Origin of the sequence: Priestia flexa (assembly GCF_021441905.1) — a bacterium.
In the GTDB taxonomy this organism is placed as follows: Bacteria; Bacillota; Bacilli; order Bacillales; family Bacillaceae_H; genus Priestia; species Priestia flexa.
This window is the reverse complement of sequence record NZ_CP090431.1, coordinates 1,605,522-1,617,639: the sequence shown is the minus strand read 5'-3', so window position 1 is coordinate 1,617,639 and position 12,118 is coordinate 1,605,522. Positions and strand designations below refer to the sequence as shown.

At 38.8% G+C, this 12,118-nt stretch carries 12 protein-coding genes; 4 read left to right on the top strand and 8 right to left on the bottom strand.

The features are described 5' to 3' along the window. Nucleotides 1-26 precede the first annotated feature (26 nt). A complete protein-coding gene (locus LZP85_RS08170; protein ID WP_206782389.1) occupies nucleotides 27-1,598 on the top strand; it encodes an RQC-minor-2 family DNA-binding protein in 1,572 nt (523 codons plus the stop codon). 130 nt (nucleotides 1,599-1,728) lie between these two features. Then, nucleotides 1,729-2,916, top strand: a complete 1,188-nt coding sequence (spoIIP, locus tag LZP85_RS08165) for a stage II sporulation protein P (protein WP_025911171.1) — start codon at nucleotides 1,729-1,731, stop codon at nucleotides 2,914-2,916. Between the two features lie 28 nt (nucleotides 2,917-2,944). Here the strand turns inward: spoIIP and LZP85_RS08160 are convergent, their stop codons facing one another. From LZP85_RS08160 to LZP85_RS08125, 8 genes are all read right to left on the bottom strand, one after another. Further along, nucleotides 2,945-4,072 (bottom strand): GAF domain-containing sensor histidine kinase, encoded by a 1,128-nt coding sequence (locus LZP85_RS08160; protein ID WP_119542657.1) that lies wholly within the window; start codon nucleotides 4,070-4,072, stop codon nucleotides 2,945-2,947. Nucleotides 4,073-4,209: 137 nt separating this feature from the next. Further along, nucleotides 4,210-4,956 (bottom strand): uroporphyrinogen-III C-methyltransferase, encoded by a 747-nt coding sequence (gene cobA, locus LZP85_RS08155; RefSeq protein WP_035321217.1) that lies wholly within the window; start codon nucleotides 4,954-4,956, stop codon nucleotides 4,210-4,212. Continuing rightward, nucleotides 4,953-6,335, bottom strand: coding sequence for a cobyrinic acid a,c-diamide synthase CobB (locus LZP85_RS08150; protein ID WP_076512994.1), 1,383 nt, complete (start codon nucleotides 6,333-6,335; stop codon nucleotides 4,953-4,955). Before LZP85_RS08150 ends, cobA begins: the two co-directional genes overlap by 4 nt. Before the next feature lie 174 nt (nucleotides 6,336-6,509). Then, entirely contained in the window at nucleotides 6,510-6,668 is a 159-nt protein-coding gene (locus tag LZP85_RS08145) for a hypothetical protein (protein ID WP_176031361.1), read from the bottom strand. A gap of 154 nt (nucleotides 6,669-6,822) precedes the next feature. After that, nucleotides 6,823-7,857: a M42 family metallopeptidase gene (locus tag LZP85_RS08140; RefSeq protein ID WP_234562141.1), complete on the bottom strand. Its 1,035-nt coding sequence runs from the start codon at nucleotides 7,855-7,857 to the stop codon at nucleotides 6,823-6,825. Nucleotides 7,858-7,965: 108 nt separating this feature from the next. Then, entirely contained in the window at nucleotides 7,966-8,163 is a 198-nt protein-coding gene (locus tag LZP85_RS08135) for an IDEAL domain-containing protein (protein WP_206782391.1), read from the bottom strand. A gap of 320 nt (nucleotides 8,164-8,483) precedes the next feature. Continuing rightward, nucleotides 8,484-9,755, bottom strand: coding sequence for an ammonium transporter (locus LZP85_RS08130; RefSeq protein WP_206782392.1), 1,272 nt, complete (start codon nucleotides 9,753-9,755; stop codon nucleotides 8,484-8,486). Beyond that, the gene (locus LZP85_RS08125) at nucleotides 9,755-10,153 is read right to left on the bottom strand and encodes a hypothetical protein (RefSeq protein WP_119543529.1); all 399 of its coding nucleotides are present in this window, start codon (nucleotides 10,151-10,153) and stop codon (nucleotides 9,755-9,757) included. Before LZP85_RS08125 ends, LZP85_RS08130 begins: the two co-directional genes overlap by 1 nt. 283 nt (nucleotides 10,154-10,436) lie before the next feature. On the opposite strand from LZP85_RS08125, the gene LZP85_RS08120 reads away from it, so the two are divergent. Both LZP85_RS08120 and LZP85_RS08115 read left to right on the top strand, forming a co-directional pair. After that, nucleotides 10,437-10,871 carry a helical membrane plugin domain-containing protein gene (locus LZP85_RS08120; protein WP_119543530.1) on the top strand — a complete coding sequence of 145 codons (435 nt, stop codon included), beginning with the start codon at nucleotides 10,437-10,439 and terminating at the stop codon, nucleotides 10,869-10,871. Between the two features lie 46 nt (nucleotides 10,872-10,917). Then, nucleotides 10,918-12,096 carry an NAD(P)/FAD-dependent oxidoreductase gene (locus tag LZP85_RS08115; protein WP_025911184.1) on the top strand — a complete coding sequence of 393 codons (1,179 nt, stop codon included), beginning with the start codon at nucleotides 10,918-10,920 and terminating at the stop codon, nucleotides 12,094-12,096. The last annotated feature ends 22 nt before the right edge of the window (nucleotides 12,097-12,118 follow it).

Here is a 12,118-nt window from a genome sequence, read left to right as displayed (position 1 = left end):
CAACCTACAGGAAAGGAGTTACGATAATGGCAGTACCTGAAAACTTATCGATTCAGTTTGAAGATTATCCGCAGCTAACTTTTATACCGCTCGGTCGCAAAAACAAAACGGTGCGCTCATTGAGTACAAAAAAAACAAAAGCATTACTCACTCGTTTGAACGAAGCTGTTTTATTAGCTCTTCAAACATATTCCATAGATGAGCAATTGCTTCTTAATTCGTTTTTATATAATAATGCAGCTGACGGTTTTCCTATTCCAATTGACCGAATGGAAACAATTTATCCACACCTTTGGAAACCACAGTCGTTTCTATGGAAAGACTATAACAAAAATCGTGGTGTTCCGATTCATGAACACGAGTTTTACCCTGAGGACTTTAGCAATATGTCTAAGGAAGACTTACATAGCTACGTCTCAAAGTTGGTAAAAGAATATATGTTTTGCGCGAGAATTCACGATTCATCTCGTGAGGAATGGCTGCTTCATGTCAACAGTCGTTTCTTTGATCATCCGCTTGTTTCACTTTATAATCGCAACAAAGAAGCGATTCAAGCCATGGAAAAGTGTGAGGATTCACCTCTGTTATTTTTAATGAAAGATCCCGAAAAGGTTGCACACTTTCGCAACCGTTTAGAAGTTGGTTTAAGACCGTTTCGTTCGCTCCCTTATGAGGCTTTTGAATGCGGGATAAAAACATGTGTAAAGGAAAGCACCATTCAAATCGTACCTGACCAAGAAGTGCTTCTGGTTCACTGTTCCTCTTTGGATTTATCCGTAACCTATCATATTATCGATGATTGCGTTACGCTACGTGAGGAGTTTCATATCGTGTTGGCCAATAAGCGCCTCGCCACTACACAGCATTTATTTAAAGAGCTGTTGAAAGAGAACCAACGGTTGATTCGTAAAATGAGTAGGCTCCAAGAATGGAAAGTATTAGCTGAGAAATATCGTTTAGCCGTAACAAACATCAACCAAACGATTGAGCAGATTGAGCAGTTTTCTTTGCGTTCTAATCATGTAGACAAGCCTCCATTTCTTATTTTCATGAATGACTTACTCACACTTGATATTCCTATCAATGAAGAAATTGAGCTGTCACTACCCTACTTTTCTAAATGGAACGTTGAATCACATACTGCACTGTTTCAAACAATGGAAGCCTATGTTGCCTTATTAAATGAAAGTGGCATACATCAGCAGCTTGATGGATTTTCATCTATGTACAAACAGGAATTAAATCAGATTCAAAAAGAACCAGTAGAAGTACCGATAATGGTCCAAAAGAAACCACTTTCTTCTCTGTCTTTTTATAAGCTTCTAGAATTGATAGAGCTACTACAGGATTCTCAAACACAAGAAGTTTATTTCCAAGTAGTTGAAGGTCAATCAACAAACAGTATGCGCCAAAAAGGCTTAACAAACTTACACGCACACGGCCTCTTGAACAACGTGAAGCGAAAGCATATTATAACGGTATTTGACCAACTTCAACATTTAAATCTCATAACAAAGAATAGCCGAGGCTTTACGCTGACTCCTAAAGGTCGTCGAATTTATCAACTGTTAACAGCTAAACATGCTTCTGCTAGCTAACCGATTCGGTTCAGCTAGCATTTTTTCTAGCAATTACTCTATTATGTTCGAAAATGTCCTCATATTTCCTTTTCATTCCTCATAAACTAGTTACTAGATTCAGAAGCGGTCTTGAAGGGAGTAAGCGATATTGAAATCTAGTAACGATAACCGTGCTAACTTTTTTGTTCTCACATATAGAATGATTATGGTCATTATATGCGTTGTTGTCCTCATTTCTTCAGCAGTCTTTGTAGTAAGCTACTCCGCATTCAAAGAGCAGTTTCATTCATCGATTGTGTATCAGACGTTATCAAAACATAAAGCAGAAACTCTATATTATTTAATGAGCCAAGAAAATCAGCATTTTAAGAAAGCGTTTGACGATAATTTTTCTACGCCTTCTTTATCTTCCACTCTACTAGAACTTTCCACTAGCATACGAACACAAGATGCGAGAAGCTTATTTGGATCTGAAATTCCAGGTTTTAGCATTTTCGACTCGAATTTAATTATTGCGGGTGAAGGAACTAATTTTACAAACTTTCCAAAAGAATCAGCTCCTCCAATCGAAGAAGTGTTAAAGGAAAGAGAAGTAGACAAGGAAGAAGTTGAACAACCTTCTACGGAAAAGGAAAAAGAGCAAGAAGAAAAGCCTCCAGCTAACACAACAAATGGACGAAAAGTCGTCTATATCTATCATACGCACAGCTGGGAGTCCTATTTGCCTTTACTAGGTTTAGAAGGCGATGGTAATGCTGATAAAGCAGCCGATAGTAAAACTAATATTAGCATGGTCGGAGAAATGCTCGGGAGAGAATTAGAATCACAAGGTATTGGTGCTGAAGTCGACACAACAAATATTGGCGCAAAGCTAAATGAAAAGGGTTGGAAAACACCGCGCTCTTATGCGATGTCTCGTACTATCGTACAAGAAGCCATGGCACAGAATAAAGATTTAACCTACCTTATTGACCTGCATCGAGATTCCCTTCGTAAAAAAGATACAACGATTCAAATTAATGACAAGTCGTATGCACGCGTCATGTTTGTATTGGGAAAAGAAAATCAAAACTTTGAGCAAAACTTAAAGCTTTCAAAAGCGCTTCATGAAGGGTTAGAAAAGAAGTATCCTGGATTAAGTCGTGGTGTACTCGGTAAAAGCAAAGCGAGCGGAAATGGAGTTTACAACCAAGATTTATCCACTAATGCTATTCTCATTGAAATGGGTGGCGTTGATAACAATATGGAAGAATTAACGAATACCGTAAAAGCGCTAGCAGATGTTCTCAGTGAATTTTACTGGGATGCTGAAAAGGTTAACGGAAATGAATCATAAGAAAAAGCTGCCAAGAGGCAGCTTTTTCTTATGATGTAGCGGGTAGTTGAATACTAACAACGGTCCCTTCATAATCATTTGCAATACTCATAAAGCCTTGATGCTCTTTAATAATGCTTTGACAAATAGAAAGACCTAACCCTACCCCTTCATCTTTCGTTGAAAAAAAGGGATCTCCAATTTTATTAATAATCGACAACGGAATACCAGGACCGCTATCTTTTATAAACAAACAGACCGTATCCTCTTTGTTTTGAACGTAAACTGCTATTTTCCCATTATGACCAATCGCTTCAATAGCATTTTTTATAATATTTAAAAACACCTGCTTTATCTGTGAAGCATCAAGCCATAACTTCGGCACGTAGTCGTCCGTTTCCAAGCAGATAGAAATATTATGTAGGTTCGCTTCGCTTTGCAATACGCCAATTGTTGCTTGCATAACGTCAGTAATGGAAGTTAGTGATTTTTTAGGCGCAGTGGGCTGCGTGACTAGTAAAAAGTCACTGATAAGCTCATTCATTCTATTTAATTCTGTTAACACAAGATCTTTAATATGACTACTGGTTTGGTTGTGCTCTTCAAACAGAAATTGAATAAAGCCTTTTACTGACTGCATAGGATTTCTAATTTCATGAGCTAAACCAGCGGCAAGTTGACCTACAAGCGCTAACTTATCTAAATGCTGTATTTTCTCTTCAAACTCTGGAATAATTACCTGCTGCTGTTGAGAAATGATGGTACCTAATACGTTTGCTAAGCGCTTAATTGATGAAACTTCTTGTTCTGTAAAAGTCTGTGGATTGGGATCTACTACGCATAGAGTTCCAAAGAGTTTACCATTTTCTAATACAATTGGTGCACCTAAGTAAGACCCAACATCCGCATCATAAATAGCCTGCAGATGTTTTGTTCGAACATCGCACTTCGTATCAGAAATGACAAGTGACTCTTCACACGTTACCAAATTACAAATCGAAAGCTCAATTGGTAACGTTAATCCCTCATGGAGTAGACTTCCACCTTCGCTATTTACAATTTTCATAATTGAAAACACGTCATCAAGCGTGCCGATAAAAACCGTGCGACTTTTAATGAGGTTAATGGCTATTTGAAGTATATCTGTCAGCGCATCTTTATTGAAAACTTTATTCACTGTAATCACCCGTAGCTTTGGATTCTTTTACATTTATTATAAAGTTTTTACTGCTTCAGGTACACTATCTTTAGTCGCTTTTTTCAGAAAAACCCTTCAAAGTCACATGGGCATAGTAGCCAACTTACTTAATCTTCTTATTCAAACCAGCGGATAGCTTCTCTTACCCCAACCACATCTCCTATAAGGACAATTGCAGGATGCGCTACTTTCGCTGTCTCTGCAATCGTTACGATATCTTCTAACGTTCCTGTTACCGTTCGCTGCTTTTCTGTTGTGCCCCATTCAATAAGCGCTACCTGCGTATGTGGATTACGTCCATGCTTAATGAGCTGCTCACAAATATACGGCAGATTACCAACCCCCATATAAAACGCAATCGTATCAATACCCGTTGCAAGCGCTGGCCAGTTTAGGAAGTCTTGTCCTTTTTCTTCTCGACCGTGTCCTGTTACAATTGCAAACGATGTAGCATGATCGCGATGAGTCACAGGAATTCCAGCATAAGCAGGTGCTGCAATTCCTGATGTAATCCCAGGTACTACTTCAAAAGGAATACCATGCTGAACAAGAAACTGTGCTTCTTCTGCTCCGCGTCCAAATACAAACGGATCTCCTCCTTTTAAACGAGTGACCGTTTTTCCAGCAAGGGCATGTTCTACTAATAAGCTATGAATTTTATCTTGAATAACCCCATGCTTTCCCGGTAGCTTCCCACAAAAAATTAGCTCTGCATCCGCTTTTGCATATTCTAATAATTTTTCGTTAGCCAGTCGATCATATAAAATAACATCTGATTGTTGAATGCATTCAACGCCATAAACCGTAATTAATTTCGGGTCTCCAGGTCCCGCTCCCACAAGAAATACTTTCCCAGCTGTCATAGTGAATCGCTTCTTTCTCTTTTAAATTTTTCACATTTGTTTATCCAGTTTTCAACAAGCTCCGTTGATGATCCGAAATGAAAGTGCGTATAGCCTGCAACAAGATTCTCTTTTAAATATCCTTCATCTTTTACCCCTACCATACTTGTTGTCTGATAAGCGTGTGGAAGCTTTTGGGCTGAATGAAAAGTTGAGTAATGAAACTCATGCCCTCTTGCTTTTACGCCACCTTCTAATAAAAAGTTGCCTTTAGCACCTTCAATTTCTCTGTAACCAAGCGCAGCAAGCTGCGTTTGCATATGTGCCTCTCCAGGAATGATGCCAACCATTTCAAACTTTTCTTTATCTGTCGTGACGATTGCTTCGGTTAAATACATAAACCCTCCGCACTCTGCTAACGTCGGTGTTCCACGATGAATTGCTTGCTTAATAGACTCTTTCACTTCGTTTTTATCAGCTAACTCTGCTGCAAACTCTTCAGGGAACCCCCCTCCAATATAAAGACCATCTATATTATTAGGAACCTCTTCACCTTGCAATGGTGAAAAATAAACAAGTTCCGCACCTTTTGCTTTTAATAACTGTAGATTTTCTTCATAATAAAAATTGAAGGCTGCATCTCTTGCAACAGCAATTTTCACTTTAAAAGGTATTTGAGGCGAAAAGATAGCAGTATAACCTTTAAGAGTGGGCGCCTTAGAAAGCTCATAAATTTTTTCTACATCAATCGTTTTTAAAATGGCTTGACTTAACTCATGAAAAAAGGGTTGCAAGTCACCACGTTCTATTGAAGGGATAAGGCCCAAATGTCGTTCCGGCATAGAGAACTGTTTGTATCTTGGCAAGTAGCCTACAACTGGAATTCCGCACTCCTTCTGAACCGCTGCTTGAATTAGTTGAAAATGCCCTTGACTGCCGACTCGATTTGCAATAACGCCTACGATGTTGACTTCTTCTGAAAGAAGCTGAAAGCCTTTCACAATTGCAGCAGCACTTCTTGCCATTCCAGAGCAGTCAACAACTAAAATGACGGGGCTGTTTGTTAAAATACTAAGCTCAGCGGTGCTTCCATGATTGCTGGTGGGTGCTTTTCCATCATAAAAGCCCATCACTCCTTCTATAACTGATATATCAGCTCCATCGCTCGCATGATTCATAATTGCTGCTATCATCTTTTCCTCAAGCATCCAGCTATCAATGTTCCTTGAAACCCTTCCCGTAACAGCTGTATGATACGTTGGATCTATGTAGTCTGGTCCGCACTTGAAGCCCTGTACAACATAGCCTTCTTGACGGAGTGCTCCCATCAATCCAATTGTAAGAGTCGTTTTGCCTACTCCGCTTTCAATTCCTGCAATGACTATTCTTCGATTAGACATGCAATCTCCTTTCTTCTTGCTTATGTAATGTGCAATATCCTACTATACCTATCGTGATAATCCTTCACATAGTAGCTTATATTACTGAATTTTTCAACTCCTTTTAATGGAATACAAAAAGCTGCAGGCGCTTAGAATGTCTAAACGACTGCAGCTTTTTTACTTTTATTATCCTTATACTGCTGACAACCTTAGTCTAGCATCATTAAAATAAACAACTTCCGATAAGACTTTGCAGCCTTTTAGCTTTGAAAAAGCTTCTCGTGCTTGATTTTCTGTGTCATACTCGAACATTCTCGTTTCATCTTTTGCATATACGGTAATAATCCACATTTCTAAGTCCCCCCACCAAAGGTTAGTTCAGCAATTGCTTTAACACCACCTATTATGGACAGGAATAAACGATTTGGGAACCCTTTCTACAAAACTAGTCACAAGAAACATTTTATTTAAAAAGTTCATTTTGTTCATTCAACTTGTCACGCTATTAATAAACCATTTCAGATTGGACATATTGCCATAATAAACGTCCGGTTGCATCTAAAGATTCTTGGTGCGTTCGTTCAAACGCATGGGAAGAATCAATTCCAGGTCCAATCAAACCATGAATTAAATCATGTCCTGCTCGCATCGCTGCTGACGCATCTGAACCGTAAAATGGATAGATATCAACTCGGTACGAAATATCGTGAGTTTTTACTAAGTTAACTAAATGCTTTCTTAACTCATAGTGATACGGTCCACTTGAATCCTTCGCACAAATGGACACTGTATATTCATCGGTAGATTGCCCGTCTCCCATCGCGCCCATATCAACGGCTAAATATTCAACAGTTTGTGGTGGAATATTAGAATTTCCACCATAGCCAATTTCTTCGTTGTTTGAAATTAAAATATGAGTCGTATAAGGAAGCGTTACATGCTCTTCTTTTACTCGTTTAATTAAGTTTAGCAGAAGAGCAACGCTTGCTTTGTCGTCTAAATGACGAGATTTGATATAACCACTTTTTGTAATGCTTACGCGAGGATCGAAGCTAACAAAGTCACCAACGTCAATGCCAAGCTGTTTCACGTCTTCTTTGGTAGACACTTTTTCATCTAAGCGAATTTCCATATTTGTTTGGTTTCTCTCTGCTGTTCCAGCATCTTTGTACACGTGTACAGAAGTTTGATGCATTAAAATCGTTCCTGTATAAACCTCTCCGTTGGATGTCTCTATTTCACAATATTCACCTTCAATACTGTTGTAGCGAAAGCCGCCAATTAAATCTAGCTTCAACCTTCCATTTGGCTTAATGTCTTTTACCATTGCTCCTAGCGTATCTACGTGAGCGGTCAAAAAACGATGCTTATCATGATTTTCTCCTTTAAGCGTGACAAGAAGTCCACCTTTATATGTACGGTGTGATTCTACTTCAATATTGTTTAAAAACGTTTCTACATATGAAATAACTTCCGCTGTATTGCCAGAAGGACTCGGAATGGAAACTAGCTTTTTAATTAATTGTAGGGTTTCAGACATAGACACACTTCTTTCTTTTACTTTTAGTTCTAGTGTACCATAGTTTGAATTATCTAAAAAACAAAAGCTGCGTTCTTCTTAGTTGAAGAACACAGCTTTTGTTATCTATTAAGAAATACTCTTTAGCTGATCAGTTAGTTTAAAGAAATCTTCTTTGTTTTTCTTTTCTAATGACTGGTCGATTTCTTTTTTCAATTTCGCTTTTTGAAAGTCTGCAATAACTTTATCTAAGAACATTTCGGCAATTAGGGAATCTAACACTTTCACATTCGATTTCGGCGACGAATTCAGCAAATTTTTCTTCATAAGAAATCAACTCCTTGTCTTTTTTATACTATAACATAAATTTTCTGACTTTTCAATTATTTTGTGGGAATTAGAAAAATTCTTCTTTTTTTACACATAAAAAGAAGCTGGGACATACCAAAATAATTTCTTCTCAAAGACGAATGATGACTGTTCTACCATCGTTAGGTTGGAAGAATAAGTTTACTCCATTACGCTACAGAAATTCGCTTTTTTTAATTGTCTTTGGAACCAACAAAAAATATCCGAACTATCAAAAGTAGTTAACTCGCAATAGTTCGGATAGATTATTGACTGAAATACTTATGTCTCAGCCTCTTTTATTTTTGTTCTGTTTGTTCGTACTGGTTATAGTATTCAATAAATTCATGAGACTGATTGGCAGCCATAATGCCGTGGTAGCTAATATCTAACCCTACTTCTTCCTCTTCCTCTGTGGAGCGAAGCGGTACAAGTAGCGCAATTGCTTTTAAACCAAACCACGTTGCTAAAAAGCCCCACGCGGACAATGCTACTAAGCCAATGAACTGAATCCCTAGTAGCTCAAAGCCACCTCCAAAGAACAGACCACCATCTGTAGCAAATAACCCTACTGCAATTGTCCCCCATACGCCAGCAGCAGCGTGAACCGGAAATGCGCCGACTGGATCATCAATTCGTCTTGCCTCTAACCAATTTGTTGCGGCCATCATTAACAACCCAGAAACTGCACCAATAAAAATGGCAGAAGGCGTACTGACAAAAGCGCATCCTGCTGTAATTCCAACCAGACCTGCGAGTGAACCGTTGATCACGGACGGAGCGTCTGAACGATTATGTCTAAAAAGCGTATAGAATAAAGTTGCGGCACCACCTGATGCAGCTGACAGCATAGTCACAAGGGCAATGTGACCAATTCTTACATCAGTTGCACTTAACGTACTCCCTGCATTAAAACCAAACCAACCAAACCATAGTAAAAACGCTCCAACAGATGCTAAAGGTAAATTACTCGGTAAGGCAATTGAGCTCACTCCGTTAGCCGTAAACTTTCCTGTACGAGGCCCAATGGCGATAGCAGCAGCAAGCGCCGAAAAGCCGCCCAAAGCATGAATAACAGCTGATCCTGCAAAATCTTGTACTCCAAGTGAAGCAATCCAGCCTCCGCCCCAGATCCAGTGACCCGCAATTGGATAAATAACTGCGGTCATTAGCACTGCATATAATAAATATGCGCGGAAATTAATTCGTTCCGCGACCGCGCCAGATACAATGGAAATCACAGCAATAACAAACGCACATTGAAACAGCCAGAACGTTTCCAAACCGATTGGAATATCTAAATGCGATAAATTACCTGTTAGCGCAAAGCCATTTGTACCAACAATACCACCTAAATCATCTCCGTACATAAGTCCGAACCCGATTATATAAAAGCAAAGCGTTCCAATTGTAATATCAGCAAATACCTTCATGATAATATTAACGTTATTTTTATACCGTACAAATCCAGCTTCTAATAATGCAAAGCCGCCTTCCATTAATAGAATCATAGCAGCCGTTAGTACCACCCACGTTGTATTGACGCCCAAGCTAAGTTCTTCAATCCCCATTATCTTTCCTCCATTCGCGATAAACCTTCTACAATCGCTGATGTTAAAACGATTTCCTCGATGACAACCTCTTGTGTTAGCAGTTCAAGCACACGTTCAACTTCACGAATTTTCCCTTTAAACTGCTCAATTTTACGAAACCTGTCCTTTACATGGACCATATACTCAACGGCTTCATGATGACTTAAAGGTCTTCCTGTAAAAATTTTGCGAAACGGAGAAAGTGATTGATACCATGTTTCCTGAGCTCTTTTTTTCTGCTCATATTTCTCGATTTTCTCTTTGATAACGACTATCTGCTCTTCATGACTCTCTTTTAACTTCGTTAACTGATCTATTAATTTTTCACGATTAATTTCAAATATAGCTGTTTGGTATAGTTCATTCACGACCTTCACGTCATATCTCCTCACATCAAATGTTATGTTTTAGATTATATGTGAGAATCGATAAAATCGTCAATCTAAAAATCGGAATTTATTCTTATTTTCTGAATAAACAGAGTTCATTTCCAATAAATGCATCGTTCGACTCTTTCTTAGTTTTTTCCACCAAACCGGTTGCTTTTATAAGGCAATAAATTTACAATAGATAAATGTGCAGGACTTCACAACAAAACTAGAAGTCTAGCAGCTAAAGTGTCTACATATGCAACAATATACAGCAAAGGAGGACGTTCTTATGTCTCAATCAACTATCCAAAAGCCGGCTGAAGAAGCGGTTCAAGCTAAAGGTGCAACTCAATCAGATGTACTTGATCAATTGCTAAAACCAGAAGTTCAAGAATCATTAACAGTTCTTGTTGACAACTTACCAAAGTTAACTGAAATGGTAACTGTATTAACAAAAACGTACGACTTAACACAGTCTCTATTAACAGATAACGTGTTAAAAGAAGATTTACTTGCTGGTGCTAAAGAATTTATCGAACCAGTTGAAGGAAAAGTGAAAGATCTTGCTGCTTCAGCAATCGAAGCAAATGATCGTGCGGAAGCTAACCAATCAACAACTATCGGTTTGTTTGGTTTATTACGTATGCTCAAAGATCCACAAGTTCAAAAACTATTCCGCTTTGCGCAAGCTTACTTAGAAGTAACAGGCGAAAAACAAAAATAATAACAATCTATCATTTTATAAAGCACGAACGGAGGATCGATCTACTATGTCAAAACATATTTTAATTTTAGGTGGCGGCTATGGTGGTCTACTAACAGCCCTAACAGCTCGTCAACACTTAAGTGCATCTGAAGCAAAAATTACAGTAGTAAACCGTTTTTCTACTCACCAAATCATTACTGAACTGCACCGTTTAGCAGTAGGTGGACTATCTGAACAAGCAGTAGCTCTTCCATTAGAAAAGTTACTAAAAGGTAAAGATGTAGAATTAAAGATTGCTACAGTAAAAGAAATTTCACCAGACCAACGTGAAGTGGCATTAGAAGACGGAACAAAATTAAGCTATGACTACTTAGTAACTGCATTAGGTAGTGAAACTGCTTACTTCGGCATTCCAGGACTAGAAGAAAACAGCTTTGTGTTGAAATCAGTAAATGATGCAAACCGCCTACGTGCACACGTAGAAGAGCGCATTGTTGAATTTAGCAAAACAAAAAATAAAGCTGACGGAACAATCGTTGTCGGTGGTGGCGGTTTAACAGGTATCGAGCTTGTAGGTGAATATGCTGACCTTATGCCAAGCCTTTGCCTAAAACACGGTATTGATCCAAAAGATGTTTCTCTATACTGTGTAGAAGCTGCTCCAACTGTTCTTCCTGGTTTCCCAACTGAACTAGTAGAACGCGCTCAATCAAGCTTAGAAAAACGTGGCGTAACATTTGTAACAGGAACTCCTGTTACAAAAATGGATGCTACAACAGTTGAGCTTAAAGACGGTAGCAAAATCGAAACAAAAACAATGGTATGGACTGGCGGAGTTCAAGGTAACTCAGTAGTTGCTAACTCTGGTATCGAAGTAAACCGCGGTCGTGCTCTTGTGAACGAATTCTTACAATCTACTTCTCACGAAGACATTTTCGTAGCTGGTGATAGCGCGGTTGTTATGGGACCTGAAGGACGCCCTTACCCACCAACTGCACAGCTAGCTTGGCAAATGGGAGAAGTTATTGGCGTGAACTTAGCAGTAGCTATTAAAGGTGGCGCAATGCACGGGTTCTCTCCAGTATTCTCTGGTACATTAGGAAGCCTTGGACGTAAAGATGCAATTGGTACAATCGGCGGAAATAAAACGCAATTAAAAGGTTTGCCAGCGTCTCTAATGAAAGAAGCAAGTAACGTTCGTTACTTATCACACATCAAAGGTTTATTTGCTCTAGCATATTAATACAGAAAAGCCAACGCAGACA